The 25,113-nt window shown below is 46.1% G+C and carries 17 protein-coding genes; 13 read left to right on the top strand and 4 right to left on the bottom strand.

Going from position 1 to position 25,113, the window contains the following annotated elements:
- Nucleotides 1-387: 387 nt before the first annotated feature.
- The 3 genes from BLQ13_RS01540 (at nucleotide 388) to BLQ13_RS01530 (ending at nucleotide 6,803) form a co-directional block, all read left to right on the top strand.
- On the top strand, nucleotides 388-3,639 hold the full coding sequence (locus BLQ13_RS01540; RefSeq protein WP_090915251.1) for a GNAT family N-acetyltransferase: 3,252 nt from the start codon (nucleotides 388-390) through the stop codon (nucleotides 3,637-3,639).
- On the top strand, nucleotides 3,626-4,501 hold the full coding sequence (locus BLQ13_RS01535) for an amidohydrolase family protein (protein ID WP_090915249.1): 876 nt from the start codon (nucleotides 3,626-3,628) through the stop codon (nucleotides 4,499-4,501). The genes BLQ13_RS01540 and BLQ13_RS01535 overlap by 14 nt, the downstream gene beginning before the upstream one ends.
- Nucleotides 4,502-4,739: 238 nt before the next feature.
- Nucleotides 4,740-6,803 (top strand): methyl-accepting chemotaxis protein, encoded by a 2,064-nt coding sequence (locus BLQ13_RS01530; protein WP_167375610.1) that lies wholly within the window; start codon nucleotides 4,740-4,742, stop codon nucleotides 6,801-6,803.
- A 146-nt stretch (nucleotides 6,804-6,949) separates the two neighbouring features.
- Here BLQ13_RS01530 and BLQ13_RS28735 read toward each other — a convergent pair whose 3' ends face one another.
- The 3 genes from BLQ13_RS28735 to BLQ13_RS01515 form a co-directional block, all read right to left on the bottom strand.
- Nucleotides 6,950-8,014, bottom strand: coding sequence for a hypothetical protein (locus BLQ13_RS28735; protein WP_244159174.1), 1,065 nt, complete (start codon nucleotides 8,012-8,014; stop codon nucleotides 6,950-6,952).
- Between the two features lie 72 nt (nucleotides 8,015-8,086).
- Complete coding sequence (locus BLQ13_RS01520) at nucleotides 8,087-8,878, bottom strand: hypothetical protein (protein ID WP_090915245.1); 792 nt, start codon at nucleotides 8,876-8,878, stop codon at nucleotides 8,087-8,089.
- Between the two features lie 230 nt (nucleotides 8,879-9,108).
- Nucleotides 9,109-9,471 carry an iron-sulfur cluster biosynthesis family protein gene (locus BLQ13_RS01515; RefSeq protein WP_090915243.1) on the bottom strand — a complete coding sequence of 121 codons (363 nt, stop codon included), beginning with the start codon at nucleotides 9,469-9,471 and terminating at the stop codon, nucleotides 9,109-9,111.
- A 110-nt stretch (nucleotides 9,472-9,581) separates the two neighbouring features.
- Here BLQ13_RS01515 and BLQ13_RS01510 point away from each other — a divergent pair, with 110 nt between their 5' ends.
- The 7 genes from BLQ13_RS01510 to BLQ13_RS01480 all read left to right on the top strand — a co-directional run bounded on the left by BLQ13_RS01510 (nucleotide 9,582) and on the right by BLQ13_RS01480 (nucleotide 20,958).
- Complete coding sequence (locus tag BLQ13_RS01510; RefSeq protein WP_090915241.1) at nucleotides 9,582-10,454, top strand: metallophosphoesterase family protein; 873 nt, start codon at nucleotides 9,582-9,584, stop codon at nucleotides 10,452-10,454.
- Between the two features lie 90 nt (nucleotides 10,455-10,544).
- On the top strand, nucleotides 10,545-11,573 hold the full coding sequence (locus tag BLQ13_RS01505) for a LacI family DNA-binding transcriptional regulator (protein WP_090915238.1): 1,029 nt from the start codon (nucleotides 10,545-10,547) through the stop codon (nucleotides 11,571-11,573).
- A 224-nt stretch (nucleotides 11,574-11,797) separates the two neighbouring features.
- Nucleotides 11,798-13,294, top strand: coding sequence for a glycoside hydrolase family 30 protein (locus tag BLQ13_RS01500; RefSeq protein ID WP_090915682.1), 1,497 nt, complete (start codon nucleotides 11,798-11,800; stop codon nucleotides 13,292-13,294).
- A 293-nt stretch (nucleotides 13,295-13,587) separates the two neighbouring features.
- Nucleotides 13,588-16,566, top strand: coding sequence for a beta-galactosidase (locus BLQ13_RS01495; protein WP_090915236.1), 2,979 nt, complete (start codon nucleotides 13,588-13,590; stop codon nucleotides 16,564-16,566).
- A gap of 548 nt (nucleotides 16,567-17,114) precedes the next feature.
- Entirely contained in the window at nucleotides 17,115-18,452 is a 1,338-nt protein-coding gene (locus BLQ13_RS01490) for a glycoside hydrolase family 43 protein (protein ID WP_090915234.1), read from the top strand.
- A gap of 119 nt (nucleotides 18,453-18,571) precedes the next feature.
- Nucleotides 18,572-20,416 (top strand): glycoside hydrolase, encoded by a 1,845-nt coding sequence (locus BLQ13_RS01485; RefSeq protein WP_090915232.1) that lies wholly within the window; start codon nucleotides 18,572-18,574, stop codon nucleotides 20,414-20,416.
- 200 nt (nucleotides 20,417-20,616) lie between these two features.
- Entirely contained in the window at nucleotides 20,617-20,958 is a 342-nt protein-coding gene (locus BLQ13_RS01480) for a DUF3221 domain-containing protein (protein ID WP_139168834.1), read from the top strand.
- Nucleotides 20,959-21,051: 93 nt separating this feature from the next.
- Here BLQ13_RS01480 and BLQ13_RS01475 read toward each other — a convergent pair whose 3' ends face one another.
- The gene (locus BLQ13_RS01475; protein ID WP_090915228.1) at nucleotides 21,052-21,996 is read right to left on the bottom strand and encodes a helix-turn-helix transcriptional regulator; all 945 of its coding nucleotides are present in this window, start codon (nucleotides 21,994-21,996) and stop codon (nucleotides 21,052-21,054) included.
- Between the two features lie 124 nt (nucleotides 21,997-22,120).
- On the opposite strand from BLQ13_RS01475, the gene BLQ13_RS01470 reads away from it, so the two are divergent.
- From BLQ13_RS01470 to BLQ13_RS01460, 3 genes are all read left to right on the top strand, one after another.
- A complete protein-coding gene (locus BLQ13_RS01470; protein ID WP_090915226.1) occupies nucleotides 22,121-22,984 on the top strand; it encodes an NAD(P)-dependent oxidoreductase in 864 nt (287 codons plus the stop codon).
- Nucleotides 22,985-23,230: 246 nt separating this feature from the next.
- Nucleotides 23,231-23,788: a GNAT family N-acetyltransferase gene (locus BLQ13_RS01465; RefSeq protein ID WP_090915224.1), complete on the top strand. Its 558-nt coding sequence runs from the start codon at nucleotides 23,231-23,233 to the stop codon at nucleotides 23,786-23,788.
- A gap of 127 nt (nucleotides 23,789-23,915) precedes the next feature.
- Nucleotides 23,916-24,671, top strand: coding sequence for an exodeoxyribonuclease III (locus tag BLQ13_RS01460; RefSeq protein ID WP_090915222.1), 756 nt, complete (start codon nucleotides 23,916-23,918; stop codon nucleotides 24,669-24,671).
- Nucleotides 24,672-25,113 lie beyond the last annotated feature (442 nt).

The raw sequence follows: 25,113 nt of genomic DNA, 5'->3' as shown, positions 1-25,113 counted from the left end.
GCTTTCCCTCCATGAATCTATCTATTTTTGATATAAGTAGACACTGCTCTCTTCAGAGTACCAAGGGCGAACAGCGCTTGTCAAAACTCACAGTTAAGGCAATTTATCCTTATCACCACCGTATATGTTAGCCTATACATAAGCTTGAGACAGCCCCTAGTTAGATACGAACAATCGCGGTCTAAGGTTTCTTATTTACTTATAATCGTTCTAGAGCCAATATGAATCTATGAGACGAAGACACTCTGAAAATGTTTCCAAATATAGTATGATAAGACTATCGCTAGATTTGCCACACAGGTCCTGGGTTAGTTTAGTAGCGATCAGACTAAGGCCGGTTAGTGTTCACGAAGACCATCCTATACATATAGAGAAGGAGAACCGAACATGAGTGTACAATCACAAATGATCATCGATCAGATTCGTATTGTTGAATACAACGCTTCTTATGCGGCTAGTTTGGCAGATATGTGGAACCAAAGTAATGAGAGCTGGGGAGGCGGCACAAGGCAGCGGACAGAGGAAACGATTCGTCAGGAGATGGAGAACTCCTCCAATCTGCATGTTTTTCTGGCGGTTCATGATGTAGAGGTCGTCGGTTTTTGCAGCTTTGCCCATTACCGTTTTGACGAGAATGCACTATATGTACCGCTGCTTAACGTACGCCCGGACTACCATGGTTACAAGATTGGTCGCAATCTGATCTTAAAGGCAGTGGAGAAAACGGTCGAGGCCGGATGGCCGCGTCTGGATCTGTTCACATGGCCGGGCAATACGAAGGCGGTGCCGATGTACAAGAAATGTGGTTTCTTTTGGGAGAAAAAAGACGATAGCGTACATCTCATGAACTTTATCCCGACCGTATTGCAGACCGAGGCGCTAACACCTTACTTTGAAACATTGGATTGGTACGCTGACAGCACCCGTGAACTGGTGATCGAGCCGGATGGAAGGCAGGAGCGAGGCTTCGATTTCTTGGATTATACGTGGCAAAAAGGGGATCTTTCCCTGCGGGCATCTTTTGAAAAAACAGGCCGCGGTCTGGCCGCGCTCGAAACGACGGATTACAGCATCCACACCGAAGTAGACCATCATGATCTGGTGTTTGGTTCGAGTTATCCCGTGCGTTATCATATCCAAAATAAATCCAACCTCGATCTTGAGTTCGAGATCAAAGGACAGGACGACAAAAATATCCGTTTTGCTATGGATGTTGTGCGAACGTTGCAACCAGGCGAAACCATCACGGTAGAGGGGGAGTTTTACCTCGATCCGGTGACCGAAGAACAAAACAAGAATAAAACACATCCGGTCATTAGCAGTACTTGGCTTATTGGCGGCAGGAAAGCTCAGTTCCGTCTTGGCCTTCAACCTAAATTCCCTGCGAAGATTACACCGGTTCTCCCCGTGAAGGAACTATATCCGGGTATTCCGGCAGAGTTAATCCTGAACGTGGAAAACAATGTGGATGCGGAAACAGAATTTGTTATGGAACTGCCAGAAGAAGCATTTCTAGACTGGACAGAGCGCACACTGCGATTCACAGTACCTGCGAAGGGCAAACGCTCCGTGTCCGTTCCGTTTACACTGCGTTCATATGGCATCTATGCACAGGATGTGGAGATTACCGCTGTTCCGGCGGGGGGATTGGAGATTTCTTTTAGAAGAAAACTCTCAGTGCTGATGAAGGGCATTGAAGGAAGATATGGCGGTGAGGCGAACGGCCAGTGGATTGCGGTGAACGGGGCCTACTCCCTTCATATGAACAAACATGATAACGTCATGTGGATCGAATACCCTGGGTCGCGTCACTCCTTCTGGTGGAATTATCCGAAGCTGGGGAAACCGTACTCGGAGGAGTTGTCCCTAAAAGAAGCCAAAGAAGTACAGATCGTGGCTGAAGGGAATCATCAGGTTATGGAAGCAGCCTATGAATTGGAAAACTTCCCGGGATTACTGCTGAAGACAGTTGCCAAATTGTCCGCTAACGGAATCGCTACGTTCTCCCATGAGGTTGTGAATACACGTGATACGGCATGGGAAGAAGAACTGTTCCTGATGGATCACTTTGGTTTCTTCGGCAATCGGCTTATTCTGCCCTATCAGGGTCGTTTTGTAGATATGGGGGATGATTATGCCGGGGATCCAAACCATTGGGATACGGGACAGATTACGGAGAACTGGCTATTTTGCAAGGAAGAGTACGGAGCGTGCGGAATCTACTGGGACCCTTCACTGAAGCTGATCAAGCCCGAATATACGCTGGCATTACAGCATGAGCTGGGACGTTTGGAGGCCGGAGCTTCGGTAGCCACGAAGGAAACAGTATTTGCGCTTAACACATTTGCCAAGTGGACGGATTTCCGCGCATTCGCCCGTAAACAACCTAATGGAGTTATTCCGATGCTGGACAGTCATCTGGATGTGACGTTGAATGATGGTAATCCATTTGCTGCGGACGTACTACAGGCTGAATTGGTTGAGCGTAAGCTTGTTCCACTTTCAGGTACATTGGAGCTACACGTACAGCAGGGTAAGGAACCCGAGATTAAAGCTCGTACGATTGAGTTCGATGCGACGGAGCAGTTGAACTCGGATAAGCTGGAGTTTTCGCCTGAGGAAACGGTAGTGGGAGCGCCGAAGGTAACGACAGCGGACCGCCTTGACCCGCAAGGGTCTGACACCCCCGACAGTACCAACCCATATGAGCAACTGAATATATGGAAAGTACGGGGCGTGTATCGTGGAGAAGATCGGATTCAGGAACGAATCTCTCTTTGGTTCCCGCAGACACGGTCTGAAGTGCTACAACGGATTGAAAAGGGAGTAGACGGTTCAGAGACGTTATATACCGTCAACAATGGTGTGTTATCTATTACGGCTGATCCGGCATTCGGGGGGATTGTACACTCTCTGCAAGTTCAAGGCGAGGAATGGCTAGACAGTTCATATCCTGAACCTGCCGCTCGTTCGTGGTGGAATCCGTGGTATGGCGGGATGGCTGTTGATATTCCAGGCATGAACGGCTTTAGCCGTCAATTGGAGCAAACGAGTCTATCGTGGTCGGAGCAGAAGGATCAATTCGGTAACGTGTGGAAAGGCTTGAAGGTGACCACTCGTATCGAGAAACATGAAGCGAACCGGGGAATGACTGTTCATCAGCATTATCTGATGCTGCCTGGCGTTCCCGTACTTTGCACCTTACTTGCGGTGACCAACAAGTCTGGTCTGACACGGGCGAATTATGCTCTTACAGAAGGTCGTTTCTTCAAACCTTCGGAAGTATATACAGAAGGCTGGATCGAGCAACCGGGTCAAGATCGTTTTCCGCTCGGCAAAGTAGACATTGGGCTGCCTTTGAAGCACATATTCCGAATAGGCTCCCTTTCACGTCAAAACATGCTACACGCGGTGAATCGTTACCCGAACCAGAATGCCTGGGCGTTTGCGAACAACCTGGTAACAGGACATAACGTAGCACATGAGCTTACGATACAAGATGGCGAAACCGTCTGGACAGAGCCGACCTATCTTGTTCTGGGGCCGATCTCGCTCAATACGGCAGATGTGCATGATTTGTTAAAACTGAACTTTGTAACATCAACAAGCGAAGAGGAGGCCACCGATGCCCATCATTGATATTCACATTCATCTATCCGATATCGACAGCTTTCACCGTACTGCGATTGATCTGTCCAAAGTAGACTACAGCGCGGCGGGTCTCAAGGCAGAATTTGATCGCAATGATGTTATTCTTGGCATTGGCATGGGGGTGAGCGAGCAAACGAAGGGGGCTTTCCCGGATTCTAGTTCCCCTAACCCGATGGGGCTGGATCTGGAAGAACAGGTTCCATCGTTTCTGATGGAATGTGTAGGCATTAACCCTAACCGACTGGACGGCAAACAAGCTCAAGACGAGCTGGACCGAATCGAAGCCAGATTGCAATCGCCCGAAGTTGCGGGAATCAAGCTGTATGCCGGATACTATCACCACTATGTGTATGACAAAATCTATACCCCGGTCTATGAGCTGGCTGCAAAATACAATCTGCCTGTGGTCATCCATACTGGAGACACCTACTCTATGAACGGGCTGCTCAAATATTCGCATCCGTTAACGGTGGACGAGCTTGCCTTGCAACAGCGCAGCGTAAACTTCATGATCTGCCATCTCGGTGATCCCTGGGTGATGGATGCAGCTGAGGTGGTGGCGAAAAACCCTAACGTGTACGCGGATTTATCTGGGCTTGTAGTCGGGGATCGTCCTCACTTCGAACGCTTTATGAACGAACCGCTGTTTATGGATCATTTCCGCAGGGCTTTGGTCTACTCGGATCATTATGAGAAAATGCTGTTCGGCACCGACTGGCCGCTTGCGCCTATTGATTTGTATGCTGAATTTGTTCGCAGACTTGTGCCAGAGCAGCATCATGAGAAGGTGTTTTACGAAAATGCATTTAGCCTGTTTCCACGTATCGGTCAGCGTATTGCGAAGTTATAGCCCCCCAAAAACAAGCTCTTGCCATTCCACTGGCGTGAGCTTGTTTTCTTATTCAATAAGAGAGATCGCTATTCATTGAGTCGCCACCCTTCATTCCAATTAGTAATAAATTTAGATCATTAAAATTTTTTTTGTGCAAATGCTCCATACACTGTCAGATTATTGGGTCCATGCCGATATTAAAATATCAAATATTATATGGGTTCATACAAAAAGAGGATGGATGGTGGAAGTATTTATGTTTTTTGCAAAAGCAGGACAGCGACTAAGGAATATGTCTTTTCGGGTCAAATTACCATTAATGATCAGTCTTCTCGTGTGTATCGTACTGACCGTAACGGCTGTGCTGTGTTATAAGGTAGCTGAAGGAATTACACAGGATAAAAGTAAGGATGAGATTCATGCCAATTCGGATCGAATTGGAGCAGGGCTGTTCACCTCCCTGCAGTTATCCAAGCAAGCCGCATTTCTAATGACCAAACATAAGGCTTTTGAACAATTGCTGGCGATTCGGAGTGCGAATCAAGGGCAGGAAGCCAGTACCTTTTTCGAGGAAAATCAAAGCTTAATTAGTGAATCCAATGATATATTAGCTCAAAGTTTAGAAGGTATTGAGGGCGCTGTTGTGCTCATGCTGATTGATAAGAATGGCACGGTAGTCGCAGCGAACGACCCTAAGGCCGTGGGCGGAGATCGGGCAGATCGGGCTTATTTTAAGGAAGCAATTCAAGACCGTCAGGTAATCAGTGAAGGCATCATTTCCAAAACGCTGGGTACGCTTGGCACGGTCTTTGCCTCCCCGATGTATGATGAGAATCAGCAAGTCAACGGGGTTCTTATTGCTACGATATCCACCTCATTTTTTGTGAACCAATTGCAGAACGTCAAGATTAACGACGAAGGTAAAGTGATTGTTCTGGATCGGGTGGGTAAGGTGATGTATCACTCGGCAGATGCAGATATGGCAGGGAAACCGCTGGAAACCGGGGAATACAAGTCTCTTGTGGATTTGGCTCCAAGTAATGAATTACAACAGGGCGAGGTAAGCACGGACGAAAAAGTGGTGTTTTATTCCAAAATTCCACAATCCGATTGGACGATAATTGTTGAGGATTCTTATATAGATGTCAATCAACCATTAACAAGCATGGCGAATAAGATGTACATCGTGCTATTCAGCTCCATTGCCTTCTCTATCATTGTTGGTATTCTCCTCTCGCGGGTGATGACAAAGCCGGTTACATCCATTACCGCACTGTTTAAACAGCTTGCTGGTGGAGACTTGACGGTACAGGCGAAGGAGAAATACAGTGGGGAGTTCGGCGAACTCGCGGATAGCTTTAACACGATGGCTGAAGGAAACAGACAACTGATTGCCAGTATGAACGCTTCTATTGGTGTTTTGAATAAAAGTACGGCGGAACTGGATCAGTCTGCACAGCAGACATCTACATCGATTACCGATACCACAGCCACTGCACTTGAAATATCCCGTGCAATGGAGTCGCAGGCTAACGATACAGAGGCGATCGTGGATCAATTTATGAACGTGGGTAGCAAAATTGTAAATGTAAACGAGATGTCCCAGTCTGTCATGGCTCAGGCGGATGAAATTACCGATGCTTTCCGAGATAATCATGACGTGATCGATGCCCTCATCGCCGTTAATGATCGGAACGAAGCAGAGGTGCATAACATCTCCAAGATAACCGTTCAACTCGCAGAGAGTTCATCCGGTATTCAGCAGATCACAAGCACCATTGCCGAGATTGCAAATCAGACCAAACTGCTTGCGCTGAATGCGTCCATTGAAGCGGCACGGGCAGGAGAGCAGGGCCGTGGATTTGCCGTGGTGGCCTCCGAAATACGCAAGCTGGCAGAACAGACAACCGCGCAATCCGAAGATATTCATCGCATCGTTATGCAGACAATTGAACATGTGGAGCAGAATAACCAGAGTGTACAGGCCATTGAGGCCATCGCCGAGCAGCATAAGAGCAGCGTGATGCAAACCAAGGAAACCTTCAATTTTGCGACGCGAAATATGCAAAATATGATGAATCAGGTGCAGGCGATTGCCTCCGAGATCGAGTCGATTGAACGGGATAAGGACGAAGTCCTTGGCGCTGCACAGAACTTGTCTGCTTCGGGCGAGGAAGTGTCCGCATCCATTGAAGAAGTCACCGCCACCATGGAAGAGCAGTCTGGAATGACCGAGCATTTGGCAGAACTCGTGAAGACCATCGATGCTTTGACTAAACAGCTGGCGGAGGAATCGGCAAGATTTAAAACGAGTTCGTAAGGATTGAATGAAGTATACCCAATGATACAACTTCAAAGATTTCATTAAATACATTAAACCTCCTATCCCAAATAGTGGATGGGGAGGTTTTTTATGTGTTGATGCTCGCACGGTAAAAATATTTATTATTGTTAAAGGGAGTATCTTTATTTTTTGCCTGGCTCTGATACCAGCGTGAAGTTATTAATGAACCCTTCTTTTTGCAGAAAAACAGTCTCTATCTCATCCGTTTTCATATCATAATAGTAAATACCTCTCTCGGTATCGCCATTTCCTTTTTCCCCAAGAAAATAAAATCCGTTACCGTCTTTGTCCAGAAATAATTCACTACTGGCCTTGATTGGAAGATGAAGTTCCTTCCTTTGTCCTGTCTTCAGATCCACAAGACTATATCCGATGGGCATTTTATTAATGTGTTTTGCCGTTGCGATGAGAAGCTGGTTTCCTCTTGCGGATAAAGTGAGAATCTGTTCATCTTTGAGTTTGATGATTGCACGAGTTTGATTCGTTACGGGATCAATTTCGATAATGGTATGACTTGGTGGAACCATCGGTTTTTGGGTCTGATTTGATTTCTCCATCTGCTCATATTGTTCTTCCTCAGAGTATTGGATGGCGTATGCTTTTTCTGTTTCTGGATCATATGCGATGTCCCATGTGGTCGTATCTGAATCTTGCTCATTTAATATCGAGATTTTTTGTGTTGCTTTATCCAGAAACATGACCTTTACAGGGCGTTCTCCTTTTTGCACAGCAGCCATCATTAGTGTATTCTCAGTGACATCCGGGATTATTGCATTTATCGCAAATAAATTAGAACTTAATTGCTGCACTTGCTGTGTTCTCATATCATAAGCGAATAGCTCATCCCCTTTATTTTTGCCCTCACCCGAATAATACGTGGTGTCTTCTGCCAACGAAACTACGGTCAAGGGATATTGTGAGTTATATGGCAAGTCAGTCATTTTATTGAGAGCTTTGGACTCTAAGTCGTATGTATACACATTCATTTTCATTCCATCCGTGGAATCTGTCCCATTGACGTATTCGGTGTTCGTAATGGAAAGGTATTCGCGAGTCTGTGCGTCCGTTTTTTTTATGCCGACAGAAGGTTCTCCAACCTTTGTTGCATCGCTACTGCATCCTGAAATTATAATGAGTAAAACAAAAAGGAATAGAAAGAAATTATTTTTGACGAAGAATTCTTGCATAAATGATCACCCTTTTTAGAAATTCGATAAGGAGGCGAAAAATTCCGCCTCCTTTATTTAAAGCAATAAGATCTAGAATGAGTAGAAGTATCTACCTTTGAACGAAAGAGAAGAAGACCATTTTAAATCAAATAGTTCTACACCTGTTTTCCAAATATCTAATGTGGCATCAGGGAGTGCTCCGTTATCTCTTTTGGTGACATTCGCGAATACGTTATTATCCAAATTTCGTGCATCCAGTACTTGTTCATATTTAGGATTATCTATATCTCCTCTCGTTGCAGCATCGCCTTTTTTGAGAGTGTTGCTGTTCTCTCCAGTTGTATCTGTAAAATTAGTAAACCGACCTTCCCCAAGAACAGTACTTGATGTAATTGTAATTTTATTATTATTACTACCGTAAGTATAAGTACCTGCTGCTTTTCTGGTACCTCGAGGTAGGGCTTTATATGCTGCCAAAGCAAAAGTGGAATTCTGAGGGTATATAAATTCCTTTATGTAACCTTCAGCGTCGTATAAAACTCTCAACCCTGGTTGTGGAAGAGGATTTTCTATTGTGTATTCAGGTAGATTTTTAGCTTCTTCTTTAATGCTTTTAACAAATTCTTCCTCTGACTTTAGTTGTTCGGTATCAATATTGGAGGGCTTGAATTGTGTTATTGTGCTTTGATAAACAGAAGGAAGGGTTACAAGTCTACCTTGGTCTATAATAATCATTTGGTTGGAATCGTCATATTCTACTATAGATCCTGGATTCATTTTAGTAGGAATTGTATTTGGAGAATCTAAAGGATCTGCAAAAGATGGAACACTACCTAAAAATAAGGAAGTTGTAAGCAATATAGTTGTAATTACTTTTTTCATTGTTATCTTCCCTTCGAATTTTTAATATATTTGAAAGCTGGCCAGCTATTCAAAACGTTGTTTCACAGAAGTAATAGAAGTTTCATATGTTAAATAATATATTTCAATTCCATTATAAGTCAATATGTGCATATATTATAATTTTTATATGTAAATAATACCCCACTCTTCGATTTTTAGAATGGGGCATTATTCATACTGATTATTCCCTGATTTAAGGAGCAAAGTGATTATTTAATAGACCATTCCGTAGATTCAGACGTTACATTAGCTACATCCCGCAGATCATGCACCTTTACGTTACTTCCGTAAATCATCGAATCACTGCTGAGACGGAAGGAAGGGAAGTTATTTTCGGATTGCAGATGTAAACAGGCTTCAAAGTGAATTTTTTGCTCTTTATTAATCACAAACGGAAGTGAACCAGCCTCAATAGGCACGTCATCACTGTCTCGTTCATTTAAGATCAGAAGTACCGCAATTCCATCAGAACTGCAACCATCGGTATCATAGAACAGCTTGAAAAAACCGGGCCGATCCCCCAATTGCTCCATAAGTCGTGCTTCTGCTTGCGGACTCACTTGAATGATCATGGCGTCGTCACACTCCTTTGTTTCCCAATGAATTCGCTTACAGTTTAATATATGGACCATAATTGCCGATTAGAATGTAAAATAATATATAAGGAAAGGGGAGAGGTAAGTTGAAAATACAGCAACTGAATCATGATCCCATTGAACATTATGCGTATTTGAATGCGATTCCTGGCGGCGAGGTCATTCAGGCTCAGCTTCCGATCTATCATGGTACATTAGATGGCTTGCCTAAAGGTATCGATGCACTGATTGTCACTTCAGATTTGCAGGGAGTTGAACCTGTGATGGAGAAGGAATCGGATGCCGCTTCTGACACGGGAGCTACGGATAAGCTTTTGGGTGAGATGTTGCCTGCCTATATTCGTCTGCTGATGGAGGTGGAGTGGCCTGAGCTCGATCCGCAGAAGACGGGTGTGCTGTTATGTGGAGATATGTATGCCCTGCGCGGGAAAAGGGGAGCGACTGGCAATCCGGTTCCCGTCTGGCTTGCCTTCAGGGCAGCCTTCGGCTGGGTTGCCGGCGTCCACGGCAACCACGATCTAACCGATGATGCAGACGCTCATCGGTTACACCACAGCGAGGGCATCCATTGCATGGATGGCCCAGCTGCGATTATTAGCGCTGGCCACCCACCGGATGGCCTTGCGCCCCACGCCGCCAAGGCGCGTCAGCTACGCATCGCGGGCCTTGGCGGCATCATCGGCAGGCCGGACAAGCCGAACCGGCTGCCGGCAGAGCCGTACCTGCAATCCGTGCGCAAGCTGCTGAAGCAGCAGCCGGATTGCTTGCTTTTGCACCAAAGCCCGGGCATCGCCGAGCTTGGGCTTAGGGGTGAACCGCTCATCCGGCAGGCCTTGGAGGCCGGGCCGGAGACGCTGGTGTTCAGCGGGCATACCCATTGGGATATGCCTTTGGTTCAACTGAGCAACGGCACACAGGTAGTGAATGCCGACAGCAAGCTGTTTATTTTCACACGCTAGGCATCTTGTAGAATGAAATGCATTTCATTCGTGATATCTTATCTGGTATGATAAGCAGGTAAATAGAGAAAAAAGGAAGGTTTCCCCCCTATGACATCGATCACCATATATGATATTGCGAAAGAAGCAAACGTATCTGTATCGACCGTCTCCCGGGTGTTGAATGATACGGCTCCGGTTCGTGCCAGCACGCGAGAGAAGATAATGTCGATTATCGAGAAACATCAGTTTCAACCGAACGCTCAGGCACGCAGCCTGATCAAGAAAGAGACGGGCACCATCGCCATCATTTTGCCGGATATCACCAACCCCTTTTTCCCTGAAGTGTTCTGGGGGGCAGAGAATGAAGCACGTGGACTCGGGTATACGTTCTTCTTATGTAACACAGCAGGGGACTCTAATCGTGAGTCTGAATATCTCTCCATTTTGCGGGAGAAACGGGTGGATGGCATTATCTTTCTCGGCGGACGCATCAACTTACAGGTCTGCCCTGATAACATGGCACAGGAATTGATGGATATGAGCAGGCATATGCCCATTGTGCTTGTCAATGGTAATATTGCCAAGAGCGGACTTCACCGGGTATACACTGACGAGGGAGCCGGTGCGGCTATGGCTGCAGAGCATCTACTTGAGCTGGGGCATCGGGAGATTGCTTTTGTCGGGGGAATGAAGGAGCTATCTACCACGATGGTCAAGGTGAAAGCGGTACAGAAGAAACTACGTGAACATGGGATTGAAATACCAAAAGAACGCCAGCTGTTAGGTGGTTTCTCGATTGACGACGGCAAGCGGGAGATGTCCAAACTTCTGCAGCAGGACAATCCGCCAACGGCAGTGATTTGTGTCAACGACAATAATGCGATTGGTGCAATTAAATCGACCATTGAGTATGGTTTGTCGATCCCGAAAGATATTTCGATCATCGGTTTTGATGATACACCGCTAGCGAGTGCCGTGATCCCTGAACTGACAACGATTTCCCAGAATACGTATCAATTGGGCAAACAGGCCGTGGATATGTTACATGATCTGATCAACCAAGGCAAACCGAAGAAACAGAATGTATTGGAACCTAGGCTGATTATCCGCCAAAGTACAGGACCTGCCGCCCGGTAGTAGGTCTGCTTCTCAATAAAAGAAAGCGTTGACATTTCTTTGAAGCGTGAAATATAATGAGGGCGTAAATGAGACCCTTTTCATCCTGTGGAACGGGTTTTAATTTTCAACTTAATGAAACCGATTTCATGAAATGGGTTTCAAAATGTACACAACACGAGCAACTTCACAAAATGAACTACATCAACTTAGAAGATCTATGGATCACGAAAGAAGGAGTCACGATGGCACATCATGAACAGCGTTTCAGGGGCAGACGAGGTTTGGTATTCGCAGGTACAGCTTTGCTGGCCTTGGTAGCGGTAGGAGGAATGGCTATCAATCATTATATGAATTCAACTCCCAAGGCACTTGTATTCCAGGAAGATCCGGTGCATCTCAAGCTGGAGCAGTCGTATGATCATTTTGAAGGCTGGGGTACGTCGCTGGCTTGGTGGGCGAATGATCTCGGTGGCTGGAAGGATCAGGCGAAGGTGGATGAGGTTATGGATCTGATATTTGATCCGGCCAAAGGCTTGGGACTTAACATCGTTCGTTACAATATAGGCGGTGAAGAAAACCCGGAAATGAACGCGCTTCGTCCAGGTGGTGACGTTCCAGGTTTTCAGCCTGAGCCGGGCAAGTGGGATTGGGAAGCGGATGCGGGTCAGCGTTCCGTAATGCAGGGTGCGATCAAACGTGGAGTCAACATCACGGAGGCCTTCTCCAACTCACCACCGTATTGGATGACGATTAGTGGCTCGGTCACTGGTGCCGAGGATGGCGGTAATAATCTGCGTGAAGATCAGTATGATGCGTTCGCCGACTATTTGACGGAAGTGGTGAAGCATTATCGGGATACGTGGGGCATTACATTTCGCACCCTTGATCCGCTGAATGAACCTTCGGCTAACTGGTGGAAAAAGGGGAATCAGCAGGAGGGCAGTCATTTCAGTACTGAGAAACAGGCCGAGATTATTAAGAAAACGGCCGCTTCTCTCCAAAGCAAAGGACTGGATGGCACGGTAATCAGTGCTGCCGACGATAATAGCATCGATGAGACCGTATTTAATTTCAGCCTGTATGACCAGGATACGATCGATGCGGTGAAGCAGATGAATACCCATTCGTATAACGGTAGCAAAATGGAAGAACTGCGTGCTCTGGCTGATAAACTCGGCAAAAAGCTGTGGATGTCTGAATATGGCACCGGCGGTACCGAGCCGCATAACCATGAGGACATGACCTCGGTACAGGAGCTGGCAGACCGTATCATGTTTGATCTCAAAATCATGCAGCCTTCCGCCTGGGTATACTGGCAGGCTGTTGAAGACGAAGGAGCGAAAAACAACTGGGGATTCATTCATGCGAATTTTAACGGAGATGAACAATATGAGATGACCAAACAATATTATGGTATGGCTCAATTCACGAAGTTCATTCGCCCAGGCGCAGTTATTATTCCGACGGATGAAGGCAGAACACTTGCAGCTTATGATGCCAAGGCACAGCGGCTTGTACTGGTGATTCGGAATGAGTTGTCAGCGGAAAACAAAGCATTTGACCTGACTGGCTGGGATGTTGCCAAAACAGGCTCCGCCCAGGTGTACCAGACATCACCGGAGCTCAATATGCAGAAGCTGGAGGATATCCCGGTGTACACCAACGGCATTGAAGTGCCAACCGCAGATAACTCCATCACTACTGTCGTGCTTGAAGGTGTTCTGCCATCTGCAGAGTAATTGCGGAGAACAGCACCGATCTGTAAGTTATTCTGTGTCATTGAAGTGCGGCGTGTGAACTTGAACGATCTGGTTTGAATGAATGATTTACACATTAACGGAGAGGGCAGAAATAACTGGAGGAAGCGGAGCGTTCGCATTTATCACCGGATTTTTCCCTTGAATAAGGGAATCAAAAAAATCTGGGGATAACAGCGATCTGCAAGTTATTCTGGCATCGGAGTGTTCCGTGTAAATAGGTACTTCAATTGAGAGCGTTCTTTATCTATAAAAAAGAGAAGGAGGGGATCGCGTTGACAGAACCAACATCACTTTTGTTTCAAGAACAAGAGAATAACAAGCTCAGCAGCAAGAATGATGTTCATACGGAGCTGACATATGATGCGCGCAGCTTTTATCTAAACGGTGAACGTATCTTCCTGAACAGTGCGACCATTCATTATTTCCGTATGCCGAAGGAAGAATGGCGTGATGTCTTAATGAAGGCCAAGCTGGCAGGCATGAACTGCATTGATACCTATTTTGCATGGAATGTACACGAACCGGAAGAGGGACAATGGTCCTTCGAAGGCGATAACGACTGCGGTGCATTTCTTGATCTGTGTGCAGAGCTAGGTATGTGGGTTATTGCACGACCGGGTCCGTTTATCTGTGCGGAATGGGATTTCGGTGGATTTCCGTACTGGTTGGGAACGAAAGAGAATGTAAAATTCCGTGAAAATAATGAAACGTACCTTCATTATGTGCAGCTCTACTTTGATCAGATCATCCCTATTATTCGAAAGCGTCAATTGTCTGCCGGAGGTACGGTAATCCTCGTCCAGGTCGAAAATGAGTACGGTTATCTGATGGATGATGAGGCGGCAAGCACACATATGACCACGCTAAGGGATGGGATACTGGAACGAGGGATAGACGTCCCGCTGATTACATGTGTTGGCGGAGCGGAAGGAACGATTGAGGGAGCGAACTTCTGGTCTGGTGCGGATGGACATTATGCGAATTTACGTTCGAAACAGCCAGATACACCAAAGATTGTTACTGAATTCTGGACCGGCTGGTTTGAAAATTGGGGAGGACCTTCGGCAATCCAGAAGACGCCTTCTCTGCTGGACCGAAGAATCATGGAAATTCTGAGAGCCGGATATACCGGAATCAGTTATTACATGTTCTATGGGGGGACTAATTTCGGTGGATATGGTGGAAGAACGCTGGGTGACAGTGATATTTTCATGATCACATCGTATGATTACGATGCTCCGCTAAGTGAATATGGACGCGTGACGCCGAAATATGCCGTGACGAAAAACCTCTCTTATTTTGTGCGTGCGTTTGGATCACTGCTGATGGAATCTGAGGAAATCGCTGCTGAACAGATTCAGGTGCGGCATCCGGGCGGCATATCCGTGCGCGGTAGACAGACGGGGCAAGAAAAAATCTGGTTCGTGGAGAGTCACAAGGATGAGCGTGAGACGGTGAACGTTACGCTTGAGGAAGGCCGTACGTTGCCGATATCGATTCATCCGGGACAGATTGTTCCATTACTGGATCGCGTGCAAATTGCTGAACAGGTGTACCTTACCGCAGGAGCTTTAATGACCGGTAATGAGATGATTAACGGAGAACTGACGTTGTTCATCACAGCTGACAGAGGACAACGCTCGGTAGTTGAGCTGGAACTGGGAACAAGAAGGGAATCGGTCGCAGGAAATATCATTCTGAAAGAAAGCACGATGCAAGTACTGATTGAACAGGATGCGGGGAGAAATGCATATCGTTTTGACCTATTCCATTTTCAGGAGCCGGGAATAATGCGTTTTGAAGCGAGTGGCATCGCCATTCGGTTCATCATTCTGGATCGTGACGCGATGAATCGCACATGGCGAATGGAAACTGCTGATGGCCAAAGCTTGCGTTATGCCATCGGTTTTGACGATGTGGATGTCACGGGGGCCGGGCAAGTGAAAGGCATGATCTCTGATCCCGAACGTACAACGATGTTGCTGGGCGACTGGCTAGATGGTGAACAGACACGGACAGGACGTGAGTTTTTTACTCAAGAAGTGGAGACACAGCCTGAATCGGCATCTATTGCAGTTGAAGATCAGCCTGCTTGGGTGATTCCTCCTGCGCCGCCGGCTCCGGTGTTGCGCAAATCTCCTGAGATCTCCCGTGTTACATTAACGGCAAAGCAACGCTCTGCGAGCGGGCATCCTATCGATTTTTCCGAGTACGGTCAGGACTTTGGCTATCTGTTGTATGAATGCGATTTTGATAGTACGGTGGATGGAATGATGAATCTCGTGCTGCCTAACATACAAGATACCGCGAGAATTATCGTAAACGGTGCTGAGCAAGCGCTAGTGCGCCAGGTTGGTGCGGCGGCTGTTCCCATTCAGGTAACTCAGGGGGAGAATATGTTGCAATTGCTTGTACAGCATATGGGCCGACTGAATTTTTCTCCTTATCTTGGGGAACACAAGGGTGTGACAGGAGCGGTGTACCTTGGTGGGCAAGTACAGGATATTCGCCGCGATTGGCAGATGGAGTCAGAGACAGATACGAGTACAGGAACAGAAATAGGAACTATACATTTGGATGAAGTGAACTCCATTCGGGGAGGAACGGTGCTTCGTCGAAGTTTTACGCTGGATGGTATGGATCGGGCTGTACTTGTGGGTGCTCCGAGCAAAGGTTTGCGTATTAACGGCATTGAAATTCCGATGCCTGCTTATCAGGACTGGTTTGCGTTCCAGACACTGGATATATCCGGCTACGTGAAGCCTGGCGTTGTAAATACGCTTGAGATGCCATATAGTCGGTCACCACTCAATCGACTTGAGCTGATTACTTATCTTCATGAGGGTGAGCTTCAGGATTGGCGAATGGCTGGTACGGATGCGTTACTTCCTGCGTCATGGGAGTCATGTAATCTCTCAGAGGATACACCAGGAGTGATTACACCGGGCGCTTCATACAGTCAGCCGGTATGGTATCGCTGGCGTTTTGCCAAACCTGTCACAGCCGGGCATCACAAAGTAAACTTGATGCTTCGCTTGACGGGCATGAGCAAAGGAACGATTCATGTCAACGGACACCATTTGGGCCGATACTGGCAGATTGGGCCGCAGGAGGACTACAAAATTCCTGTTGCGTGGCTGAGGGAAGAGAATGAACTGCTCATTTTTGACGAGGAAGGCAGAACACCCGAACGGGTAAGATTGCTGCTGGATGAGATGTCACGATATCCGTGGGTCATGGCGGGGAAATAGTAAATAGCAACTAAAGTAGCATGTAAATATAGAAGGGAAATACAGAATTTAAAATAGAAGTAAGAATATAAGTAAGAATAGAACTAGAAATTAGAAATCTTTTAAGAGCCATGCATCTAAGATGTATGCAATAGAGCAAGTATAAATAACATTAGATAGCGATAGTCTTATTAGCTAGCAATAGCTTCAGGCCGCAGACATTTCCCTCATTCTTATATATAAATCTAAATCATAGGAGAGTTTGGTATAGATAGCGACTCTTGGTTCAAACTGATTTATATGAGAGTGAGGGGATTTAAGCGAATTCATAAAGAAAGAAAAGTAGCAGTGCTTCATCTCTATGTTCAAGAGAGGGAGACAAAGATTACATTTTGTAAGCGTATACATAAAGCGTGTATTCCTGTAAAGGGGGTGATGTTTCATGTAAATGGGACGGGAGCAGATACCGTAAGGTACTTCTTGGCAAAAGGAAGTATGTTCAAGCACACGCTTCGTTCAGTCAGAAGGTATTCCAATATGATTCTTATGCAGGATAAGGAGCTGGGTTCATGTTAACCAAAAGGAAACGCAGGGCACAGCGATGGGGCAAACATAGAGCTGTACTCCTACTCACGTTAGGATTGTTGATGATATTCACGATCACATTCCCGATTACGGTGAAAGCAACAACCAGTGTGTATACGATGACGGCTTTTACGAACACAAGCGAGTCCAACATGTATATCTATGAGTCATATAACGCGAAGCACTACGGTTTGCTGAAAGGTCCAGCATATACCCCACCTGCGGCGGACTTAATTCGCGATCCCAGCATCATGAAACACACCGATGGTTTGTATTATGTGGTGTACACCACCAACTGGTCAGGCAATACGGTTGGCATCGCGTCCAGCCCGGACAAGATGAATTGGACGTTTGTCCGCAATATTACGTTGTCTACTACAACCCCGATTGCCCATACCTGGGCACCGGAATGGTTCAAAGACACGAATGGTAGTGTGAACATCATCGTCTCTCTCTCTCCTGGCAACTATGAGGACTTCAAGCCACATGTCATCACCGCATCAGGAAACAATCTGGCATCCACAACGTGGTCTGCACCTGCGGTGCTTACAGGTCTTGCTTCCAACTATATTGACACTTTTGTAGTAAAGACAGGTTCAACCTATCACGCGTTTACGAAGAACGAAACGACTAAATACATTGAATATGCCACGTCCAACTCGCTGAAAGGGCCATACACGTTTAAAGGCACAGGTAATTGGGCGGGCTGGGGTTCCTGGGTAGAAGGACCGGCGTTGATCCAACTCGATAATGGTTCTTGGCGAATTTATTTTGATGGGTATGCAGATCACAAATATTATTACAGCGACTCGGCGGACAACTTTCAGAGTTGGAGTGGCAAACAGGAAATCGCGGGTCTGTCCGGCATGGTACGCCATATGACCGTACTGAAAGAATCCGGTCAGCCGGGTGATATTCGCAAGCTTGAATCGTTTAACGTACCAGGCAGTTTCATTCGTCACTATAACTATCAAGCTCGGATTGATGCCAGCGTGAGTCCAGCAGAGGATGCTCAGTTTCGGATCGTTCCTGGTTTGGCGAATGCGATGGGCATCTCGTTTGAAGCGATGAATTATCCTGGTTATTTCCTGCGCAATAATAATGGCAATGTTGTGCTGGTGAAAAATGACGGAACTGCTGCGTTCCGCAATGATGCGACGTTCAAACGGGTTAACGGGCTGGCGAATGCAAACTGGTCTTCGTATAGCTTATTTAACAATCCGAATCTGTATCTGAGACATTACGATCAAGTGTTACGTTTGCAACCTGTTGTCACGGCTCTGGATAAATCCGATGCAACTTTCCGGGAGATCACTCCATAGCTATTGGTAAGTGTCAAGAATTAGCAGACGATTTCGATTTTAATAGTCAGGATGGTACCCGAATGTTTTTACCCAATGACTTATCTAAAAATGTATAAAATGTATAAGGAGTGAAGTGGATGAAGTGGTTGAAACGAATGAGTGCGGTGCTATTAAGCGGAACACTGCTGGTTGGAAGCTTGGGTTCAGGGTCCGAAGTATCGGCTGCTGGAGCGTATACGGCTGTGGCTGATCCATCGAAACAATACCAAACGGTGGAAGGTTGGGGCACATCATTGGCTTGGTGGGGTAAGGTCGTTGGTGAATATTCAAATCGGGATGAATATGTGGAGAAAATGTTTAATCCTGCGACAGGAATTGGCATGAACATTCTGAGATATAACATCGGAGGCGGGGATGACCCTTCATCCAATGTCCTTGAATACCGTAAAGCGGTTCCTGGTTTTCAACCTTCTCCAGGTGTGTACGATTGGACTGCCGACGCTAATCAGCGCTACATGTTGCAAGCTGCCAAGGCACAGGGAGTCAACATCATTGAAGCTTTTGCTAACTCGGCACCTTACTGGATGACGATCAGTGGCGGTGTCTCGGGAGCGCCGAATGGAGGTAATAACCTCAAGCCGGATTATTATGATGATTTTGCCGATTATTTGACGGAGGTTATGAAGCATTTCCGGGATCATTGGGGCATTACATTTGATACGGTGACCCCACTGAATGAACCAATCTCGAATTGGTGGAAGCAAGGGAATGATCAGGAGGGCATGCACTTCGGCCTTGCTGAGCAGAATGCGATTCTAAGTCAGGTTCAGGCATCTTTGATTGCCAAAGGACTAACCACCAAGCTAAGTGCACCGGAAGAAAACAATCTGGATGATACCAACACTTCCTATAAAAGCTACAGCACTGCCGTTAAATCAGCGATCAGCCAGATTAACACACATACGTATAATGGTAGCAACCGGACAGCAATGCGTAATACGGCAGCATCTGCGGGCAAACATTTATGGACATCCGAATACGGAGATGGAGATGCAAGTGGTCTTACCATGTCACGTATCATTCTGAAGGATATGCGTAACATGGGAGCTACGGCTTGGGTGTACTGGCAGGCCGTAGATAGTGCGGAAGGCTGGGGATTTTTCAAAAACGTGCTGAACAATACAAAAACGACCAGTTATACGGTTAATCAGAAATACTACGTTATGGGGAATTACAGCAAATTTATTCGTCCAGGTTACAAAATCATTGGCATGAGTGATGCGAATACCCTTGCGGCGTATGATGCGGCATCCGGCAAATTGGTACTCGTTACAACAAACTCGGAATCTACCGATACTTCGGTAACCTATGATTTGAGTCGCTTCTCAAGTTTAGGTTCGTCCGTACAAGTGTACCGAACTTCGGCAACGGAGAAATTACAACAGCTTACGAACATACCGGTCCAAAACAAAAAGTTTACAACGACGTCTAAAGCGAATTCGGTAACTACTTATGTGATCTCTGGCGCAGCCTACAGTGGCAGCACAGGGTATGAAGCAGGGGCTATTTACAAGCTTGTTAACCGTAACAGCGGCCTTGTACTGGATGTGAATGGTGCTTCATCAGCCGGAGGCGCGACCATTATTCAATGGAATGATAACGGAGCAGCTAATCAGCAATGGAAGCTGGAGCCGGCAGGCAACGGATATTACAACATCCGGAACGTTGGCAGCGGATTGTTGCTTGATGTCAATTCCGGTTCCACACAGGGCGGAGCATCGCTAATTCAGTGGCAGGCTAACGGAGGTTATAACCAGCAGTGGCTGCCGATTGATGTAGGCGGATATGTCGTTTTGGCGAATCGTAACAGCGGCCTTACTGTCGATATTAATCAAGGATCGATGAGTGCGGGTGCTTCTACGATTCAATGGGAGGATAACGGCGGAGCGAATCAACAATGGAGTCTGGTTAAGGTGAACTAGAGTACAATCTCCGCGGTAGTGGCATGATGCACGAGGAACAGCTTGCTTATAGCAGGCTGTTTTTCATTTGAGAGGATCTACTGGCTTAGCATTTCGGGATTGCAACAAAATGAATCTCCCTTACGTTACAAAGGATATACCATTTTTACTGGGGGTGGGTACAAATGAAGCATAAATTCATATTAAGTAAGATGCCAGTTATGTTAGTAACAACTATGTTAGTAACGACCCTTATTCTCATCGGATGCGAGACTGAAGGTGATCGTGGAGTCATGGCTACCGGTGATGCAGAGATTTCAAATGAATCTGTCCAACAAAAAGTACATGAGGAACCCAATTTCGAAGCTATAGTTCTGCATAAAAATGAATCAACGATAACCGTATCACCTACTAAAAGTACGGAACAACAATACATATTGGGAACGACAGGAGTAGATTATAGTGCTCAGATTGGTGACGTAGTGCGGGTTTGGACAACAGGTCAGTATGAGGATAGTTACCCTAGTCGAGGGGTAGCTACCCAAATAGATCAGGTGAAATGAAGTTATAGTTATAGTGGATACATTTGCCTTTTGATGTCTACTTAACCGGGCTATGACCACGTGCAAGCTGCTCTTTTTTTCTATAATGTGACCCTAATCCCCATACTGTACAGCCATGGCTTGTAACTTGGAGCGAATTTGATCACGGACCTGTGGGGGATGCGTCACATGGGCATCTGTTCCCAAGCCAAGAAAGAAACCGACCACCCAAGGGGTGTAGCTTGTGCCTATATGAGCATGAATTGTACCTGAGCCGTCCTCGTTGACCTTCAAAAATTGTGATAACCACACATCGGATTGACATCTTCGCACGCCTTCTGGCGACAGTGAGACTTTAAGTTCCAGTGGTGTTTCCAGATCCTCACGTATGATCCATTCTTGAATATTTTCTTCGTTCAGGTCGACTTTTTGGCTTTGATCCACTTCACATTGCAGCCCACTAACCCGGTCAACCCGAAATACACGATGATCCATTGCACGAAAACAATAGGCCCTACAATACCATAAACCATTCATCGTATACAGTCCAAGAGGTTGAATCAATCGTTCCTGGACTGAGCTTGCTTCATAGCGAATTTGTACGATTCTCTGTTCCAATGCCGCCTCCAATAGTTCCTTCAAGTAAGGAACATCGAGTTCATGCGGTGGTACCCAGAATATGAGTCTTTGCTGCATCCGTTCAATTTTATGTTTGAGGTCACTGGATAAATAATGGAAAAACTTGCGTAACGCACTTTGTACTTCATTGTTAAAAGGTAGAGATTTATAGTTCTGTAACGATTGAGCGGCAAAAAACAAAGCCATAGCTTCATGCTCGGAAAAACTGATGGGTGGGAGCACCTTTTCTCGTAAAACACGATAACCACCATGAGGACCAACTTCGGAATAAAGGGGGATGCCCAGTTCGCTTAATTCCGCCAAATCTCGAATCATAGTTCGACGTGATACTCCGCATTCATCGGCCAGTTCTTGTACGGTAAACGTTCTGCGTTCATTCACTAACATAATTAACTGAACAAGCCTTTGTGCTTTGTGCATATATACTCCCTAAAATTAATTTATAATCATGCCAGTACTTGTCACTATTATCTATTATGCTTAATTTCGAAGTCAAGACGAGTTGCCTTCGATTCGTGATATAGAAACTTTGGGAGGAATAATAATGAATGAAGTAACGGTTATTGGTTTAGGAGCGATGGGGGGAGCTATAGCTCAAACATTACTGGAAAAGGGATATCAGGTGACCGTATGGAATCGCACAGCTACAAAGGCAGATTCCATCGTTGAAAAAGGAGCAGTACTCACATCTACGGCAGCTGAGGCAATCCGTGCTAGTCAGATATCGATTATCTGTGTGTCTGATTACAAGACTTCATATGAAGTACTGGATGTAGAAGACGTACATGCGGCCTTGTCGGGGCGAGTGCTCATCCAACTTACTACAGGAAGTCCTGAACAGGCTCAAAAGCAGGAAATCTGGGCAAACACCCATGGTGCTGCATATATAGATGGAGCAATAGCGGCTGCCCCAACCCAGATCGGTGGCTCTCATGCAACCATCTTCACTTCTGGATCGATGGAAGCTTTTGATCAAGTAAAGCCGGTTCTCGGTGTACTAGCAGGTCATGTTCCTTATTACGGAGAACAGGTTAGTGCGGCTGCTTCAATTGACCTGGCATTCCTCTCTTATCTGTTTGGATCATATCTTGGATTCTTCCACGCATCACGAATTCTGGAGTCTGATGGTTTGCGTATTGATGATTTTGGTTCTATGATTGCTGGAGTCTCGCCTATGATTGGCTCCATTCTTCAATACGAAGGTGAGGTCATTCAACATTCCAAATACGAAAATCCACAAAGTTCTCTTCAGATGTCCATGGTAACGGTTGGTCTGCTCATGGAACAGGCAAGTGAGAAGAGTATGAATAACGAGTTTCCGTTGTTCTTGCAAAACATGTTTCATAAAGCTATAGAAGCTGGTTATGGTGAGCAAGATATAGCATCACTTGTGAAAACGATGCGTTAACAATTCAATAGAGGGCATTTATCTTGAAGAATGAATGCGCTGATCTATTCAATCGAATATCTAAAATTAGTTATAAATTACTCGCGACCATTCCCGATTAGCCAGGGGGTGGTCTTTTTCACTCCCCTTAACTCATTGTGATCATTCTATTATATGACTTGGTTAGATCTAGTTGACGTAGTAAAATAACACAGGGACTATAACATACATAAATGGAAGAGATTTTGCATGTAAAGGAGATTACGTATGAATACATTATTTACATTTGACACGTTTCCGCAAATAGAAACAGAGCGATTTGTGCTCCGTGCAGCAACAGACAGTGACAGTGGGGATCTGCTGGCACTGTACTCAGATGAGACTGTCGTCGAATATATGCCCTTCACACCCTTCGAATCCGAACAGGATGCATTGGATGAGATGAGCTGGTATAAGAAGATTTTCAATCAACAGACGGGTTTACGCTGGATGATCGAAGATAAGCAGTCTCATCAAGTCATTGGAACGTGCGGATATCTGGGGTATGAAGAGGAACATCATCGCGCAGAGATTGGTTATGATCTGCTTTCATCGTGCTGGGGCAAAGGGGTGATGACTGAGGTTGCTCGAGCTGTGCTGGAATTTGGATTCAACCAGATGCAATTGAACAAAATTGAAGCGAAGGTGGACCCGGGAAATGAGGCGTCCATTCGTCTACTGCATAAGCTGGGGTTCCAGCAGGAAGGTCTGCTGCGGCAGCATGAGTTTGAGAAGGGCAGATACGTTGATCTCGCTGTTTTCTCGAAGCTACAGAGTGACAACTAGCCCCTGTCTTCCATTTCCATGTCCATCACATACTCAACTCCCATCTCAGTCCTTGTCACCATAATGTGATGTCTTGTCCCGTGAATCAGGCTCATGTTATATTGGAGAGATGTGAGGGGATGAGAATATGAAGCTGGTGTCCTGGAATGTGAATGGACTTCGAGCGTGTGTGAATAAAGGATTTATGGATTATTATCAACAAAGCGAGGCCGATATTTTCTGCCTTCAGGAGACGAAATTACAGGCTGGACAGATCGAGATGGATCTGGGCGAAGACGTCTATCAGTACTGGAATTATGCGATCAAAAAAGGATACTCCGGCACGGCTGTATTCAGCCGCATCAAGCCCTTGTCTGTGTATTACGGTATGGAAGAGGACTGCGAGCCGGAAGGCCGGATGATTACGCTGGAGTATGATGCCTTTTATCTGATTAATGTCTATACTCCCAATGCCAAACGTGATCTGACCCGGCTGCCTTACCGTCTGGAGTGGGAAGACCGCTTCCGGTCCTATGTCCTGCAACTGGAGCAGACGAAACCTGTAATCATCTGTGGGGATCTGAACGTGGCTCATCAAGAGATTGACTTGAAGAACCCGAAGCCAAACATGGGCAACTCTGGATTTACGGATGAGGAGCGCGGCAAGATGACTGACCTGCTTGCATCAGGATATGTGGACAGTTTCCGTCATCTGCATCCAGATCAAACCGATGTGTACAGCTGGTGGTCGTATATGCCTAAGGTCAGAGAGCGGAACGTGGGCTGGCGCATTGATTATTTTCTTGTGTCCAATCAGCTTGCACCAAGTGTAGCCGAAGCCTATATCGACTGTCATGTCATGGGCAGTGATCATTGCCCGGTAGGCGTTAAGCTGAAACTGTGAGAACACACACTTAGCAAACAGAACCTGACAACCGTTTGTATCCCGATAAAGGGATGCAGACGGTTTTTTACGTTATCCTGCGCCTCAGAGGTAGGGGAGAGGAACTGGACTTTGGTTGGGGAAAGGACTGGACTCCGGATTGTTTCAATCCCGCCATTTCTTGGGTACGATTGAATCATACATATATTATAAATTGAATTGTTCAATGATACAGAAGGAGGAGGGGTGGTTGAAAAAGTTCAAAGTCATCACCCGATTCCTATCGATCCTTGCAATAAGCTGTCTGATATCTTTGACGGTGTTATCGTTGTCAGTCATCTGGATTGACATACCGTAGATGCGTACACGTTATTCAGCAGACAATGGAGTTCGACTAAACGAAGGGGGGATTTTCAAGCTGCATATAGAAGCGTACTTCTGAGGAACGAATGTGATTTGGAAG

Origin of the sequence: Paenibacillus polysaccharolyticus (genome assembly GCF_900102085.1) — a bacterium.
GTDB classification, from domain to species: Bacteria; Bacillota; Bacilli; order Paenibacillales; family Paenibacillaceae; genus Paenibacillus; species Paenibacillus polysaccharolyticus.
Note: the sequence above shows the minus strand (reverse complement) of the source record. Positions and strands in the feature narration are given on the sequence as shown.